This is a genomic window from Nostoc sp. PA-18-2419 (assembly GCF_005869855.1).
In the GTDB taxonomy this organism is placed as follows: Bacteria; Cyanobacteriota; Cyanobacteriia; order Cyanobacteriales; family Nostocaceae; genus Nostoc.
This window is the reverse complement of record NZ_SZNH01000022.1, coordinates 85,879-102,551: the sequence shown is the minus strand read 5'-3', so window position 1 is coordinate 102,551 and position 16,673 is coordinate 85,879. Positions and strand designations below refer to the sequence as shown.

Annotated in this window: 11 protein-coding genes and 1 pseudogene; 4 read left to right on the top strand and 8 right to left on the bottom strand. The window is 42.0% G+C overall.

Annotation, left to right across the window (positions count from 1 at the left end):
* Positions 1–127: 127 nt before the first annotated feature.
* From FCR06_RS21380 to dprA, 4 genes are all read right to left on the bottom strand, one after another.
* Entirely contained in the window at positions 128–1,132 is a 1,005-nt protein-coding gene (locus FCR06_RS21380) for a transaldolase (protein ID WP_138503305.1), read from the bottom strand.
* A gap of 278 nt (positions 1,133–1,410) precedes the next feature.
* Complete coding sequence (pyk, locus tag FCR06_RS21375) at positions 1,411–2,841, bottom strand: pyruvate kinase (RefSeq protein ID WP_138503303.1); 1,431 nt, start codon at positions 2,839–2,841, stop codon at positions 1,411–1,413.
* 315 nt (positions 2,842–3,156) lie between these two features.
* Positions 3,157–4,200 (bottom strand): type I glyceraldehyde-3-phosphate dehydrogenase, encoded by a 1,044-nt coding sequence (gap, locus tag FCR06_RS21370; protein WP_138503301.1) that lies wholly within the window; start codon positions 4,198–4,200, stop codon positions 3,157–3,159.
* A 193-nt stretch (positions 4,201–4,393) separates the two neighbouring features.
* The gene (gene dprA, locus FCR06_RS21365; RefSeq protein ID WP_138503299.1) at positions 4,394–5,509 is read right to left on the bottom strand and encodes a DNA-processing protein DprA; all 1,116 of its coding nucleotides are present in this window, start codon (positions 5,507–5,509) and stop codon (positions 4,394–4,396) included.
* A 121-nt stretch (positions 5,510–5,630) separates the two neighbouring features.
* On the opposite strand from dprA, the gene FCR06_RS21360 reads away from it, so the two are divergent.
* Positions 5,631–6,767 (top strand): alpha/beta hydrolase, encoded by a 1,137-nt coding sequence (locus FCR06_RS21360; protein WP_138503297.1) that lies wholly within the window; start codon positions 5,631–5,633, stop codon positions 6,765–6,767.
* Between the two features lie 106 nt (positions 6,768–6,873).
* Positions 6,874–7,110 (top strand): annotated as a pseudogene (locus tag FCR06_RS21355) (DUF2887 domain-containing protein); the annotation flags it as partial.
* A 372-nt stretch (positions 7,111–7,482) separates the two neighbouring features.
* On the opposite strand, the gene FCR06_RS21350 reads toward FCR06_RS21355, so the two are convergent.
* Positions 7,483–8,490, bottom strand: coding sequence for a zinc-dependent alcohol dehydrogenase family protein (locus tag FCR06_RS21350; RefSeq protein ID WP_138503295.1), 1,008 nt, complete (start codon positions 8,488–8,490; stop codon positions 7,483–7,485).
* Positions 8,491–8,633: 143 nt separating this feature from the next.
* Entirely contained in the window at positions 8,634–9,767 is a 1,134-nt protein-coding gene (locus FCR06_RS21345; RefSeq protein WP_138503293.1) for a BMP family ABC transporter substrate-binding protein, read from the bottom strand.
* Between the two features lie 242 nt (positions 9,768–10,009).
* Here FCR06_RS21345 and FCR06_RS21340 point away from each other — a divergent pair, with 242 nt between their 5' ends.
* Positions 10,010–11,518, top strand: coding sequence for an acyl--CoA ligase (locus FCR06_RS21340; protein WP_138503291.1), 1,509 nt, complete (start codon positions 10,010–10,012; stop codon positions 11,516–11,518).
* Positions 11,519–11,568: 50 nt separating this feature from the next.
* Here the strand turns inward: FCR06_RS21340 and FCR06_RS21335 are convergent, their stop codons facing one another.
* Both FCR06_RS21335 and FCR06_RS21330 read right to left on the bottom strand, forming a co-directional pair.
* The gene (locus tag FCR06_RS21335) at positions 11,569–14,841 is read right to left on the bottom strand and encodes a leucine-rich repeat domain-containing protein (RefSeq protein WP_223280219.1); all 3,273 of its coding nucleotides are present in this window, start codon (positions 14,839–14,841) and stop codon (positions 11,569–11,571) included.
* A 30-nt stretch (positions 14,842–14,871) separates the two neighbouring features.
* On the bottom strand, positions 14,872–15,576 hold the full coding sequence (locus tag FCR06_RS21330) for a leucine-rich repeat domain-containing protein (protein ID WP_138503288.1): 705 nt from the start codon (positions 15,574–15,576) through the stop codon (positions 14,872–14,874).
* Positions 15,577–15,689: 113 nt separating this feature from the next.
* On the opposite strand from FCR06_RS21330, the gene FCR06_RS21325 reads away from it, so the two are divergent.
* Entirely contained in the window at positions 15,690–16,670 is a 981-nt protein-coding gene (locus FCR06_RS21325; protein WP_138503286.1) for a 2-dehydropantoate 2-reductase, read from the top strand.
* Positions 16,671–16,673: the final 3 nt, after the last annotated feature.

Genomic DNA, 16,673 nt, shown 5'->3' with positions numbered 1-16,673 from the left:
TCCCTTGTATTTTTGTGCGGGCTTTCTTGCCTATCTGGGTAAGTATCATAGCCTATTTTATGCAACGCCAGTTAATAATTGGTTAGTGGTTTCCTATTAACCACTAACCATTAATTGTTGTCACATTTTAATGACTTGCTACAACCTCTGTTTCCAGGCGAACTAGTCTGTCTGCCAAAAGTTTTTCTAGGTCTTCTAGTGCCTTAGTGAAACCTTTGATGCCTTCGTCTAGTTTTTCATTTGCCATGCGGTCAGCAGCGTGCATCTTGTCATAGGCAGCTTTGTCAATGGATAATTTTTCAATTTCCAAGTTTGCTACTTTGGCAGGGTCGAGTTTGCGTGGTAGATCTCCGATAGTTGCGTGTAATTCCGCCAAAAGCGATGGGGAAATTGTCAACAAATCACTACCTGCAAGTTCAGTAATTTCACCAACGTTACGGAAGCTAGCTCCCATGACTTCGGTTTTATAGCCGAATTTTTTGTAGTAGTTGTAGATTTTGGTGACCGACAAAACTCCTGGATCTTCGGCTGCTGGATAGCTATCGCGTCCGGTATCTTTTTTGTACCAGTCGAGAATCCGACCAACGAAGGGAGAAATTAGGGTAACGCCGGCTTCTGCACAGGCGATCGCTTGGTGCAAACCAAACAACAAGGTAAGGTTACAATGAATACCTTCTTTTTCCAGAATTTCCGCAGCGCGAATGCCTTCCCAGGTGGTGGCAATTTTAATTAACACGCGATCGCGGCCAATTCCAGCAGCTTTATACTGAGCAATTAATTCCCGTGCCTTCTCAACGGTCGCTTCAGTATCATAGGACAATCGAGCATCTACTTCCGTAGACACGCGACCAGGAATAATTTGCAAAATCTTCAATCCAAAAGCCACTGCTAGACGTTCAAACGCCAGAGAAGCTATTTGTTCTTGGGTAGCTCCGGCTCCAGCATCTTTTTTTGCCTGAAGTAAAGTCTGATCGACAACTTCCTGATATTCTGGCATCTGCGCCGCAGCTGTAATCAGGGAGGGATTTGTAGTGGCGTCTTGGGGTTTGAACTTTTCAATTGCTTGAATATCCCCTGTATCTGCAACCACAACAGTTATTTCTCGCAATTGCTCTAGTAAACTTTTAGACATAAAATACTCCGTGATGTTTGTTTAGGATTTACTTAATTCCTTAGTAAGTGTTGACTGTTGACTGTTGAGTGGAGCTAGAGATTCCGAAGCAAGGCATAAGGAGTTATATATTTTCTGTTTTGCTCCCTGTCTCTCAAGCCCCTCACCTCCTCATCTCCCTACCTCCCCATCTCCCCTTATCCCCAGTCCCCAGTCTCTCCAATTCTGATTCTGGCAATTTTTCTTAACGATTGCCTAATTTTGTTTGCTATCCAGAGCCACAGCCCTATTCTAGATGCCTATGCAGAAATTGGTTGTCCAATGGAATGCACTTTGATTAAACTGGTTGTTCCTGATTTACCAATTGGAACGCCAGAGGTAATCACGACCTGATCTCCCTTGTTCGCTAGACCCAAATCTAGGACTCTGTTCACCACATTTGTAAACATTTCTTCAGCATTGTGCACTGGTGGCATTAACAAAGGTTCAACTCCCCAGGAAAGCGCTAGCTGGCGGTAAGCGGTAGCATCAGCAGTCAAGGCAATAATTGGAGAAGTTGGGCGATATTTTGACACCATTCTCGCCGTACTTCCTGAGGTTGTGTTACAGAGAATTGCCCGTGAGCCGGTTTCATAAGCGATGCGACACACTGCTTCTGCCACAGATTCGGTGACGCTGAGACTACCAGGTTCATGACACCAGGAATGTCTGCCGCCCTCATCTAAAGCCTGTTCTGTTCGTATGGCAATGTTATGCATCATCGCGACAGCAGCGATGGGATATTCTCCCACGGCAGTTTCACCAGAAAGCATTACCGCATCTGTACCATCCAAAATGGAGTTAGCAACATCGGTGGCCTCGGCGCGGGTGGGGTCGGGGGCGCTAATCATCGACTCTAGCATTTGCGTGGCTGTAATCACGGGCTTGCCAGCTTGATTGCAACGGCGAGTGATATCTTTTTGAATCAGAGGGACTTCATGAATCGGCATTTCCACACCCAAATCGCCACGGGCAATCATGATGCCGTCGGCAACTTTCAAAATGGAGTCAAACTGCTCTACTGCCTCTGCTCTTTCAATTTTGGCAATTAAGCGGATAGAAGCGCCAGCAGCTTCAATCATCCTTTGAGCGGGTTCTAAATCTTGTGGCGATCGCACAAAAGACACCGCCACCCAGTCTACACCCAACTGAATCCCAAAACGCAAATCTAGCAAGTCTTTTTCGGTGATTGAACTCACGGGCAAAGGAGTTTGTGGCAGGTTTACTCCTTTGTGGGTGGAAATTAACCCGCCAATTTTCACCTCTGCCCGGATGCGATCGGCATCGCGATCGGTGACAATCAACTTGACACGACCATCATTAATTAAAATTGGTTCGCCTGGTCGCACCATTGCAAACAAAGTCGGCAACGGTAAAGGCAATTCGTCAATACTCTCACCCTTGTCTTGTAAAACAAAGGTAACTTCACTCCCAGCTTCCACATTTAACCCTTCTGGTGGTAAGATACCCAAACGGATCTTTGGCCCACACAAATCTTGCATAATAGCGATCGGCCTTTGTTGCTCAGCACTAATCTGCCTCAAGTACTGAGCCGTTTTGGCATGGAATTCATAGGCTCCGTGGGAAAAATTCAATCGCGCTACATTCATTCCAGCTTCTACTAAAGCTTGGAGTTTTTCAGGTGCAGATGTAGCAGGCCCAACAGTACAAATGATTTTGGTTCGACGCATAGGGATTAGGGGTTGAGGAATAACCTGCGACATTGATGCTTGATACCAATTAACAGACTTCAAATTTAATTTAGGTTTCCCGGTTTAAATCTTGAGTCTGCTTTTAGAGAATTGGTATCATGCGATGCGATCGCATAAAGCATCTCAACTCGCAGGTTTTTCATATCACTGGTTTGCTAAGTAAAAATACTAGATTGCGTTTTATTTTCAGGTATTTACCATTTGACCTAAATCCCAAAAGGCAATGGGCAAAAGTCAAAAGTCAAGAGTCAAAAGCTAATGACTAATGACCAATGACTAATGACTAATGACGAATTAAACCACAGCAGGCGTCGGTGCGGGTTGTTCTTTTTGTGACATGGATAACATCAAGTCAACCACGCGATTCGAGTAGCCCCACTCATTGTCATACCAGGCAACCACTTTAAAGAAGTTAGAATTCAACTCAATACCAGCACCAGCGTCGAAGATGCTGGAATGGGTATCACCTTGAAAATCTGTAGAAACTACTTCTTCGTCTGTGTAGCCCAAGATACCTGATAACGAGCCTGCGGCAGCCTCTTTCATGGCAGCACAGATTTCCTTGTAACTGGTGGCTTTGGCAGTTTTGAAAGTTAAATCAACTACAGAGACATCAGGAGTGGGAACTCGGAATGCCATACCAGTTAACTTACCCTTCAATTCTGGCAAAACCAGTGCTACAGCTTTAGCCGCACCTGTGGAGGAGGGAATAATATTCTGGGCTGCACCTCGACCACCCCGCCAATCTTTTTTACTCGGGCCATCTACAGTTGGCTGGGTGGCAGTCATAGCATGAACTGTGGTCATCAAGCCTTCAGTTAACCCAAAGTTATCATTGATGACTTTAGCAATCGGGGCTAGGCAGTTTGTAGTACAGCTAGCATTGGAGACAATTAGATCCTTGCTGGCATCAAATAAGTGATGATTAACACCCATAAGTAGGGTAGGAACTGTATCTGGATCTTTAGTAGGAGCAGAAATTACCACCCGCTTTGCACCTGCTTTCAAGTGGTTCGCTGCCCCTTCATAACCAGTGAATAGTCCCGTAGATTCCACGACATAATCAGCACCTAATTGTCCCCAAGGCAACTCAGCAGGATTCCTCACAGATATGCAAGGAATAAAGTGACCATCAATGACGATACCATCATCCTTGGCTTCAACCTTGCTCGTCAATTTACCGTGGGTTGAGTCGTACTTTAATAGGTAAGCGAGGTTATCTGGTGGTACCAAGTCGTTAATGCCAACAAACTCGATATCAGGGTTATCAATGCCAGCGCGAAGCACAAGTCGCCCAATTCGACCGAAGCCATTGATACCAACTTTTAATTTAGTCAAGATTAAACCTCCTGTTGTGGAAAGTTGAACAAAAGGAGAAAGTTAAAAGTCAAAATAGATTGCCTTTTACTCTTTACTTTATGATCGTGACAGTCTCAGTCAGCGAAGGCATATTTACTTGGCATATTTTAAGGTTTGGGCAGGTGGAAAGACGCGGGGACACAAAGAAAAACAAATGACTAATGACCAATGACTAATTTTTTTGATACCGCATCCCTGGTAGTTGGGAGAGTAAACCCATAAGTTCTAACTGTAACAAAGCGCTGGAAACTGAGCCAGCAGGCATATCGGTTTGTTGGACAATTAAATCGAAGGGTAAAACATCAAAAGCGATCGCATCCATTACCCGTTGCAATTCAACTGATAAAGTTGGTATTAACTGTTGTGCTGTTGACAATTGCTCAAGTTCATCAATTTGTGGTATTGCTCCCAGCATTGTTAATAATTCATCTAATTCTTTGAGAATCAGAGAAGCACCTTGAGTTAGTAACTTTAAGCAACCTTGGGATGGATAATCGTCCACTCTCCCTGGTAATGCATAGACATCTCTACCAAATTCATTAGCGTAGGTGGCTGTAATTAAAGCGCCAGATTTTAATGGGGCTTCTATCACCAGGATAGCGCGGCTCATTCCTGCAATAATCCGGTTGCGCCGGGGAAAATGAGTGCGATCGGGTGGGGTTTTTGTGGGATACTCACTCACGACTAAGCCAGCCGTCAAAATTTGCTTGTACAAATCTCGATTTTTCTGGGGATAAATAACATCTACACCAGTTCCTAAAACTGCGATGGTTCTTCCACCAGCTTTCATGGTGGCGGCGTGGCTTTCTGTATCAATTCCCTCTGCCATTCCAGAAACCACTGTAAAGCCATTTTTCGCCAAAGCTGTGCTAATTTGACGAGTCCAACGAATCCCATATTCTGAAGGGCGGCGGGTTCCGACAATCCCAACTAAGGGTTTTTGTCCGAGATTTTCTTGCAAATCGACTTCACCGCGATAGTACAAAATCGGCGGTGGACTGGGAGTTTCCAGTAGTAAGCGGGGATAATCTGCATCTGCTGGAGTCCAGAAATTAGGATTTTCCTGTTGGTGTTTGGTGAATAGCTGTTCTGGATGTAAGCGCGCTCGCTGTTGTACTATTTTTTCAAGTGTTTGAAAACCAAAACCCTCTACWTCTCCTAACTGTATCTTAGTAGCGTTCCAAGCGGTTTCCAGGGCGCCAAAATGCTGTTGCAGCCGTCGCAATAATACCGGGCCAATCCCGGAAATTTGCGACCAAGCTAGCCAATACGCACTTTCTTCTACCACTTTTTTATCCTCACGCCTACTGATTTGAGTATTCCCAAAATCAAGTAATAAATTCTTGACTGTTGACTCTGAAACATTGAATATTAACTATTGACTATTAGTTCTCTCACTAACTTTTGTGATGAAATCTTTTTATCGTCTTTTAGTTTGCCTATCTGGTTACTCAATCTTTCCACTACTGCATAGTCTTTTTGGTGTATCGCCTAGTTTAGCAGCGGAGAAAGTTGTTGTTAGATACGGTTTATTTGAGCAATCGATTCCTGTGGCAGATATCCGCAATTACGGTGAGACACAAAAAGTTTCTGACGATTTGCAATCTATCTTAGGTCATCTTAGCCCTGAAGAAAAAGAAAAGCTTCAAGATGCATTGCAAGTGAAGATGTCACTTGATATTGTGGCTTTAGACAAGCTAGTAAACACACAAACGGGCAAGCAAATTTTATATTTTGTTTCCCAAGCGATCGCCCGTCGTGACCAAGCCAGTATTCCCGCGCTACGAGCTGCTATTATCTTAGGAGCAAAATCACCAGAAGGTTTAGGACTCCTGACATTTTTAGAAGCTTATCCCAGTAATGAATTAGTCATTGATGTGTCAAAAATTTCTCGATTAGTCGGCATGGCAGATTCATCTTCTGGTTCTACTAATACACCTCCAAAGGACAATGTAACTTCTTCTCCTTTAGGGAAAATTGCATTGCAATATCAGACAATCGCTGCCCAAGATAAACAGTTTTCAGGTTGTTTATTTGGTGATTCTGTTTCGGCTGAACTTGGCAATACCCTTGGTAGGGGTACTTTTAACTTTGGGTTAAATGGCTTGAGTACAATTTCATTATTAGAACAGCTGAAGACTTTAATTCCTACTAAGGTAAAATGCGAAAAAGCGATTATTGCCGTAGGTGGAAATGATGCTTGGTATGGAATTAGTAATGAATTGTTTAGCAAGAATCTTCAAGAGGCGATCGCACTTGTCCGCACAATGGGAACTAAAGAGGTTTTTCTGATTCCCGCCTTTTATTCAACAGCTGAAGTTAGTTCAAATCCAACTGTTGCGGCACCCAATTCTCGAGTCGAACAAATTAATACTCTAATTAATCAAATTGGCGAAACAGAAAAAGTACCAGTTGCCACAGCCGGAGTAGCACCATTGTATGAGAATAACGTTCTGAAAAAAGATTTCACCAATGATGGCGACCATCTCAATACAGAAGGATTAAAGATTTATCGACAAGCATTACTACAAATTTTAGGAAAGTAATCTCAAAAGCGATCGCTGTTTAAATTTTTTTTTAAATCCTAATAACTGCGATCGTTTTTTTTATAATCTTTGTTTAAAAATAGTCAAAACAACCAATAATGCTTTCATACGGCGAGACTCAATCTTTTACAAAATATTTCAACAATCACCAACATTATTATTTCAATTATTGACAAATCGTCCAATGAATGCTGATAATTATCGATTTGATTCAGTCGCCATCAAAGAACCAAAATTTGAAATTGACGGGGTATTTTTACCACCAGAGAATCAAGGTGCGGGTGTTGTATATTTCTGCGAAGTACAGTTTCAGAAGAACGAACAGCTTTATGAAAGAGTATACTTGAGGGTTTGAGATAATCGCCAAAAATGCGATCGCCCCTTCAGATAGCAGAATTGGTTAATTTAGGAGCAAAGCAAGACAAAGTAAAGCGCAGAGGTACGCCAAGAAAAAACTCTACCTATGATTGCGTTTAACCTCTGCTTGTCCACCGTACCCCTGCTCTTACAGCTATTTTCAGGTAAATGAACCATATCTTTTTTATCTCACGCAAAGCCGCAGAGGCGCACAGAGAAATACAAGAGTGTGGTCTAAATACATGAAAACTGCTGTAAGCTAGTTAGTAACAGCGTCTTTCAAGGAGAAGTTATGATCGCCCCAAACCAAGCTCATACTTTTCTGTGCGTTAAAAAATGATTTATGCAAATTATTCGCTCATTCATCCCTGATTAGCAAAACAATTTTACCTGTTACAGTGCCACTTTCAACTAATTGGTGAGCTTTAACGGCTTCTTCTAAAGGAAACTTGTGACTAACATGAATTTTTAACTTACCTTCGTCGATCCAAGTGGCAGATTGTTCGAGAATTTCTGCATGATGCTGGAGACTTTCTGATAATCCTAGTAATGCTGGTGCTAGCATTATTTCTAAGCCGATGCGGAGATTACGTAGTCTAGCAGTTTTCCAAATAGTATTGGCATCTGGTTCGAGAATCGTCACAATATCACCATATACTCGTACTGCGGGAAAAGTTTTGTGAAAAGTTTCGCCGCCTACGGTATCAAAAGCTAACTCTACGCCTTCGCCGTTAGTCCAATCTAATACCGCTTGCACAAAGTCGGTTTGTTTGTATAAAATTGCATGGTCAGCACCTAATTGTTTAACGAAATTAGCTTTCTCCTGAGAACCCACAGTGGTAGAAACAGTAGCACCTTTAATTTTCGCCAATTGAATTGCTACATGCCCGACACCACCAGCACCGGCATGAATCAAAACTCGTTCCCCAGGTGCCAATCGTCCCCGTTCGTATAAAGCTTCCCAAGCTGTAATTAAGACTAAAGGTGCTGCTGCTGCTTCGGCAAAGGAGATAGACGCAGGTTTACGTGCCACAAACCGCTCATCCACAACGGTAAATTCAGCATAATTGCCTTGATCTGCGCCCAAACCACCATAGCAAAAATATACCTCGTCGCCTGAGCGAAAACGTTGCACACTAGCACCCACAGCTTCCACAATACCTGCACCATCACATCCTAAAACTGTTGGCAAGCGATCAGGGTAAAAAGTACCTCGGCTACGAAGTTTGGTATCAATAGGGTTCACACCAGCCGCCACTAAGCGGATTAAAAGTTCAGTATTTCCTACGGGAACACCAGGGTTTGGCACTTCTTGTACTTGCAGAACTTCCGGACTGCCAGCTGCTGTCATCAAGACTGCTTTCACGACTTTTTCCTCTTGCCTCTAGATGCACGGTTATTTGCAACTTTAGCGCAATCGGGTGGACACAGAGTCGAAAAATTACGAATTAGTAATTATTCGGTCATGGCTAAGGAAAAACTGTGATCGCATTTAGGACTAATATCATTTTATTTAGTAATTGACCCTTCAATTCCTTCAACATACCAATCCATCGCCAGTTGTTGCTTATCATCTAATACTTTACCTTTTAGTACTCGCACTACACCTTTTTGGTCTTTTATCGGTCCATCAAAAGGATGGGCAATACCTTGAATAAACTCACCGCGCTTATCATTTACTAATTGCTGCACATCAGCCGGAATTACTTGATTCATTGGAGAAATATCTACCATTTCTTGACCAATACCATCCCAAACATCTTGAGATTTCCAAGTATTAGTCATTACAGCCAAGGCTTTCTCTGTATAGAATTTGCCCCATTTATTAATAGCTGATGTCAGATGAGCTTTTTGACCAAACTTGCTCATGTCAGTGTTATAGCCAAAAGCATAAATGCCTCTTTCTTCAGCAAATTGTACAACAGCGCTAGAGTCAGTATGCTGCGTCAGCACATCCGCACCTAAATTGACCAAAGCTTGAGCCGCTTCTTTTTCTTTAGCTGGATCGTACCAAGTTTGCACCCAAAGTATCTTAACTATTGCCTGGGGATTTGTTAGCCGCACTCCTTGAGTGAACGCACTGATTCCCCGAATTACTTCAGGAATTGGATATGACCCAATAAAACCAATTACATTTGATTTTGTCATCTTGCCAGCAATCATGCCAGTTAAATAACGCGGTTCTTCAAAACGTCCCAAATAAGTGCCAACATTAGCAGCACGTTTGTATCCCGTACACTGTTCAAAGATAATATCAGGAAACTCCTTTGCAACTTTCATTGTTGGGTTTATGTAGCCAAAGGAAGTTGTAAAAATCAACTTGTTGCCATCTAATGCTAGTTGGCGAATTACTATTTCAGCATCAGCACTTTCATTCACATTTTCCACAAAGGTAGTTTTTACCTTATCTTGAAGATTGGCTTCCATGTGTCTGCGACCTAAATCATGAGCATAAGTCCAGCCAAAATCACCCACAGGTCTGTGATAAACAAATCCCACTTTCAGAGGTTCATTTACTGCCACAGACGATGCCAAAGGAGATACTTCACCAGGCGAATTGGAATTTCTGCCTTGAATACAACTAGTTAAGGCAAAGCTAGATCCTGCTAAAGTAACATAGTTGAGAAATTTCCGACGATCCATATTTATTGATTTGATTCAGCAGCAGAAAAAACTTTTTTTAATTGTTAGTAGCGACAGACACAATATTTACTTAATTTTAGCTCTTAATTTTTCGTGACTGGGGAAGGTGGGGTTCCCTCTGGGGATAAGGGGTAATGGGGACTAGGGACTGAGGAACGAATTAAAATAATTCTTTCCCGGTCCCCAATACTCAATACCCAATACCTAATCCCCAATACCCAATCTTTTTTGGAGGTTTTGAAATGAATTTATTTGAGCTTTTAGCAGGAGAAGACAATCATTTAGCCCTGGTTACCCCTGAGGGGCGATCGCTAACTTATAAGCAATTGCGCGAAAATGTTACTGCGCTGGTATCTCAACTCCACAGCTTTGGATTGCAAAAGAGCGATCGCATTGCCATTGCCATGACTAATGGTTCACCTATGGCAATTACCTTTTTGGCTGCTGCTTTATGTGGCATCGCTGCACCCTTGAATCCCAAATACAAGCAAGAAGAATTTGCCTTTTACTACGCAGATACCCAAGCAAAAGCACTAATTACCCTGTCTGAAGAACCAGAAGTAGCCATTACCGCCCTCACACCGGATATGATGCTGATTAATGCCAATGTCAATACTGACGGGACTTTAAGCTTTGAACTCGCGACTGGGCATAAGGCATTTCCCTCATCTCCCCATCTCCCCACCCCCCAACCTTCCTCTGACGATATAGCAATGATTCTCCACACCAGCGGCACCACGAGTCGTCCCAAGCGTGTGCCAATTCGTCATCGTAACCTGATTGCCTCTGCTAACAACATTATTGGTGCTTACTCACTCGCCGCAGCTGACACTACACTTTGTTTAATGCCCCTATTCCACGTTCATGGTTTGGTGGGCTGTTTGTTGGCAACTCTGGGTTCTGGCGGTACACTGGTTTGTCCCAATGGTTTTAATGCCCTAGAGTTTTGGAAATTGGTAGATACTTACAAACCTACTTGGTACTCCGCAGCACCAACGATGCACCAGACAATATTGGCACGCGCTAGCCGCAATACAGAAATTGTCCAAGCGAATCGCTTCCGTTTTATTCGCTCTAGTAGTGCTTCTTTACCGCCAATTATCATTGAACAGCTGGAGGCAACTCTGAATGCTCCTGTGGTGGAATCTTACAGCATGACTGAAGCATCCCACTTAATGACTACCAACCCTATACCGCCGAAAGTCCGCAAACCGGGTACTGTCGGTTATGGCTTCGGCGTAGAAGTCGGCATTATGGACTCGGAAGGTAACCTGTTACCCCAAGGAAGTTTGGGTGAGGTGGTGGTAAAAGCACCAAATGTGATTGATGGCTATGAAAATAACCCAGAAGCCAACGCCACTGCTTTTGTAAATGGTTGGTTTCGCACAGGGGATCAAGGCACACTTGATGAAGATGGCTATCTTCGCCTGACTGGACGGATAAAAGAATTGATTAACCGGGGTGGGGAAAAAATTTCTCCTTTAGAAGTAGATGATATTTTGTTGCGCCATCCCGCCGTCGCTGAAGCCTTAGCCTTTGCTGTTCCTCACAAATCTTTAGGAGAAGACATCCATGCAGCTGTTGTCCTGAAAGCAGAAGCTAGCGAAAAAGAACTTTTAGCCCATTGTTCAAGTATGCTGGCAAACTTTAAAGTCCCTAAGCAAATTCATATTTTAGAGCAACTACCTCGTGGTGCAACTGGGAAATTGCAACGGTTAGCGATGGCGAAATTGCTTGAGATCGGTGAGTAAGCAGTGGAGGATGAGGGAGATTGGTGCGACCTAAAAGCCTAAGCTATCTATCAGGGAACAGAGGGAAGCTGAAGTTCAATTCCTAATTTGCTTCCTAAATCTAGAGCGTTATTAGTAAAATCAGTAATCCCGGCAATGGGAGTGGCAATCATTGTACCAACTGCTGCTAAAGCGAGTAGACGCTTTTTCAAACGCGTTCCATTACGTTGATTTTCAGGCTTTTTAATTTCTTGCTCTACATCATCAATGTCAACAATTATTTCGTCTTGAATGTTTTTTGGAAATTGTGCGGCTGTTTGACGCATAGTAGCAATAATTTGCAGAAGTTCAGCAGTGCTGGCACCACTGGTTTGGCTAAAGTTAGATGCTGTGATTTGAGCATTATCTTTCGCTTGATTAACAAAATTAGCGATGTTTGCACCTTGATTATTATTTGTAATATCACTCATAGGTTTATAATTTCCTTGATTATTAGTGTTATATATATTGTTAACTATCTGTAGCTTATCATTGAATTCAAATTCTCTTTCTGGCGTCTCTATATCAGCTGAATCACCATCTCTTTTTCGGCGTTTTTGTCGCATTTCTATTGGTTCATAACCATCCAGAAGTTGACGCAAATTGACCTTGATTCGCAGTTTACCAATGGGATATTCTATTTCTCCCATTGCCTCTAGCCCAAGCAGTTCTTGATAGTCGAGGGGTGGGTGGTCGGGATAGCCGGGAACAGGAACCCACTCACTGATTTCAGGTTTACTGAAAGTGTTGTGAATTTTGTTGAATACATCACGAATCATTAATAGAAATGAGCGCCGCGTAGCTTCACGACCGTCAATGGAGATGAAAATTTTCTTATCTTCAGTATCAGCTTTGATGCGGGCAACGTTGTAGGTTTCTTTGCTTTCAACATATGCCAGCATTACCCCACTGCGCCAGTAGATTTGATTGTGAATTTTTTCGTGGGCGAGAACGATGAAGCGAGACATGATGCTTTCTGGCAAAACGCGATAGTGATATTGGAATTCTAGAGTGTTGCCTGTAAGATTCGTGTCGCTGGGTTCATCTTTGGGTAAGAGTCCAGGAATTAGAAATTTTGGTTTAGGGCAGTCGGGAAGCTGAAAGCAAATCTGAAATTCTTTCATCAACTCAGTCAGGAAACAGTGACGCTTTTCAGGGTAGCGTTTTAGGTCAAGAATACGGTTGGTGTCGTCGTAGGTGATGATGCCTTTAGTTTTAGTTTTTAGTGTTTCATCGCTGAGTAAAGCGTAAATACCTTCAGTAACCCAATCGGGGTTAAGGACGTTGGTGGATTGAAGGATGGGGTGGTCGTGKAAGTGAAGCACCAAGCCAAGCCGATGTAGCAGGTCGATGAGTTGTTCTTGATTGCGTTCTTCAGAAATATTTTTCCCTTGACAAATAGAGGTATATTGAACGTAACTAATGAAATCCTCATTCATCTTTTCGAGGGATTCTTTAACCTCAAACCACGAAAGAGGCAGCAAATCGTATACCTCCTTCATTTCTCCAACTTCACGGGTAATGGCTTGGCAGAGTTCATCAATACCTTCGTTGTTTTCGCACGAGGTTTCGATGATGGCTTTGATATTAGGATATTTTTCGCGTAATGCTTTAGTGTTGATGTCTAAAGGTTGTTCATCTTTTTTGTTTCCTACAATAATTACAGGCGACTGATCGCCGAAGGTTTCAATCAGTTTCAGCCAGTATTCAAGGCGGTTTTCCTCTTCGCTAATACGACAATTACACACCAAAAGATAGAGACTTCGTTTGGTGAGAAAAAACTGGTGGGTGGCGTGGTAAACTTCCTGTCCGCCAAAATCCCAAACGTTAAGGCGTACATCTTTACTGTTAACATGGATAGTCCAGTTTGTGACACCGAGACCATCGGTTTTAGACTGATTGGGGTTGAAGGTGTTATGAATCAGACGATTGACTAAAGAGGTTTTACCAACACTACCTTGACCAACTAATAACAACTTTGCTTCGTTCAAAGGGCGAACATCGCCGCTACGAAGTTGGCGACAATAGTTAAATATTTCTTGGATAGAACCAGGGTCTCGATCTAAGTCCGGCAAACCTAGAATTTCTGGGGAAACAGGTAGAGGATTTCGCCGCAGGTCTAGTTTTTGAAGATTTGGCAATTTTTCCAGATATTCTGGAATTTCAGTTATTTGGTTTTCGTCGAGGTAAAGCTCGATCAGATTACTTAATTGTCTTATGCATTCGGGAATTTCTGTTATTTGGTTTTTGTGGAGGTAAAGCTTTATCAGATTACTTAATTTTCCTATACATTCGGGAATTTCTGTTATTTGGTTAGTGTGGAGAAAAAGCTCAGTCAGATTGCTTAATTGTCCTATCCATTCGGGAATTTCTGTTATTTGGTTACTACTAATAGAAAGCAGGGTCAGATTACTTAATTGTTCTATACACTCAGGAATTTCTGTTATTTGGTTTTTGAAGAGAAAAATCTTGGTCAAATTGCTTAATTGCCCTATGCATTCGGGAATTTCGCTTATTTGATTATTGTGGAGGGAAAGCTCGGTAAAATTGCTTAATTGTCCTATACATTCAGGAATTTCTGTTATTTTGTTAGTGTGGAGATAAAGCAGGGTCAGATTGATTAACTGTCCTATCAATTTGGGAATTTCTATTATTTGGTTTTCCTCGAGCCCAAGCTTGGTCAGATTGCTTAATTGTTCTATCCATTCGGGAATTTCTATTATTTGGTTATTACCTAGAGAAAGCTCGGTCAGATTGCTTAACTGCCCTATGCATTCAGGAATTTCTGTTATTTGGTTATTAGTGAGGTAAAGGTTTGTTAGATTGCTTAATTGTCCTATGCATTCGGGAATTTCTGTTATTTGGTTATTACTAAGGTAAAGCTCGGTCAGATTGCTTAATTGTCCTATGCATTCGAGAATTTCTGTTATTTGGTTATTACTAAGGTAAAGCTCAGTCAAGTTGCTTAACTGCCTTATCCATTTAGGAATTTCTGTTATTTGGTTATTACCTAGAGAAAGCTTTGTCAGATTACTTAATTTTCTTATGCATTCGGGAATTTCTGTTATTTGGTTATTACTAAGGGAAAGCTCGGTCAGATTGCTTAATTGTCCTATCCATTCGGGAATTTTTGTTATTTGGCTACTACCAATAGAAAGCAGAGTCAGATTACTTAATTGTTCTAAACACTCAGGAATTTCTATTATTTGGTTTTTGTAGAGAAAAATCTCGGTCAAATTACTTAATTGCCCTATGCATTCGGGAATTTCGCTTATTTGATTATTGTGGAGGGAAAGCTCGGTCAGATTGCTTAATTGTCCTATGCATTCAGGAATTTATGTTATTTTATTATAACCGAGGTAAAGCTTTGTCAGATTACTTAATTTTCCTATACAGTCCGGAATTTCTGTTATTTGGTTAGTGTGAATATAAAGCTCGGTTAGATTGCTTAATTGTCCTATCCATTCGGGAATTTCTGTTATTTGGTTACTACCAATAGAAAGCAGGGTCAGATTACTTAATTGTTCTAGACACTCAGGAATTTCTGTTATTTGGTTTTTGTAGAGAAAAATCTTGGTCAAATTGCTTAATTGCCCTATGCATTCGGGAATTTCGCTTATTTGATTATTGTGGAGGGAAAGCTCGGTAAAATTGCTTAATTGTCCTATCCATTCGGGAATTTCTGTTATTTGGTTATTATCGAGGGAAAGCTGGGTCAGATTGCTTAATTTTCTTATCGATTCTGAAATTTCGGTTATTTGGTTATTACCTAGAAAAAGCTTTGTCAGATTGCTTAATTGTCCTATCCATTCGGGAATTTCGGTTATTTGGTTATTACCTAGAGAAAGCTTTGTCAGATTGCTTAATTGTCCTATCCATTCGGGAATTTCTGTTATTTGATTAGTGTAGAGGTTAAGCTTGGTCAGATTGCTTAATTGTCCTATCTCTAGTGGCAGTTCTGTTAAACCTTTCCCCGATAGGTCTAGCTCTTTCCACCCCTCATCCAATGCCTGATTAATCAGAGGCAATACATCTTCCATTAGACTCGCCCAGAATACAATCTAAGTATAACGCCAATAAATTGAGCCTTTGAGGCTAACATTTGAGTCTTTGAAGTTAAAAGTTAAACCAATGACAAATTACAAATAACAAAATGAAAATCTGTATTGTTGGTGCAGGTGCAATTGGTGGATATTTAGGAGCAAAATTAGCACTGGCTGGTGAAACAGTGACGCTGATTGCTCGTGGTTCTCATTTGGAAGCAATTAAAAAAGATGGGCTGAAATTAGTCATGGCGGACGGTTCTAGCCAAGTTGCTCATCCGGCTTTGGCAACTAATAATATCCAAGAAGCGGGTGAACAAGATGTAGTAATTTTAACTGTTAAAGCTCACAGTGTTCCAGCGATCGCCCCCTCCCTCTCTGCACTCTACAATCCCCACACGACAGTTATCACAGCCCAAAATGGTATTCCTTGGTGGTACTTTCGTCATCATGGCGGCGAGTATGAAGGTACGCGCATTCAATCAGTTGACCCGGAGGGAATTGTTGAAGCTGGTATCGGTATTGACCGCGCTATTGGTTGTGTTGTTTACCCGGCAACAGAAATAATTGAACCAGGTGTAATAAAGCATATTGAAGGCGATCGCTTTACTCTCGGTGAAATTGACGGCAGTAAAAGCGATCGCATTCAATTATTAGCCCAAACTCTCAAACGAGCAGGCTTCAAAGCTCCAATCCGCAATCAAATTCGCACGGAAATCTGGATTAAATTGTGGGGCAATGTGGCCTTTAATCCCATTAGTGCCCTAACTGGTGCGACTTTAGAGGATATTTGCCGTTATCCCCTCACCCGCGAACTAGCGCGGCAAATGATGAGTGAAGTGCAAGCGATCGCTGAAAATTTGGGTATTAAATTTGGCATTACTTTAGAACAGCGAATTAATGGGGCTGAAAATGTCGGTGCCCACAAAACTTCCATGCTACAAGATATTGAAGCTGGACGCCCCACAGAAATAGATGCGATCGTTGGGGCGGTGACAGAATTAGGAAAACTGACTCAAATTCCCACACCCCATATTGATGCTATCTACGCCAGTGTTAAGCTGCTGGAAGCCACTAAACAAAAGATTTAATGA

Excerpts from the sequence above, each read along its gene's own strand:
- FCR06_RS21340 (WP_138503291.1), top strand. The coding sequence starts at position 10,010 with ATGAATTTATTTGAGCTTTTAGCAGGAGAAGACAATCATTTAGCCCTG.
- FCR06_RS21360 (WP_138503297.1), top strand. The coding sequence starts at position 5,631 with ATGAAATCTTTTTATCGTCTTTTAGTTTGCCTATCTGGTTACTCAATC.
- FCR06_RS21325 (WP_138503286.1), top strand. The coding sequence starts at position 15,690 with ATGAAAATCTGTATTGTTGGTGCAGGTGCAATTGGTGGATATTTAGGA.
- pyk (WP_138503303.1), bottom strand. The coding sequence starts at position 2,841 with ATGCGTCGAACCAAAATCATTTGTACTGTTGGGCCTGCTACATCTGCA.
- FCR06_RS21330 (WP_138503288.1), bottom strand. The coding sequence starts at position 15,576 with ATGGAAGATGTATTGCCTCTGATTAATCAGGCATTGGATGAGGGGTGG.
- FCR06_RS21345 (WP_138503293.1), bottom strand. The coding sequence starts at position 9,767 with ATGGATCGTCGGAAATTTCTCAACTATGTTACTTTAGCAGGATCTAGC.
- FCR06_RS21380 (WP_138503305.1), bottom strand. The coding sequence starts at position 1,132 with ATGTCTAAAAGTTTACTAGAGCAATTGCGAGAAATAACTGTTGTGGTT.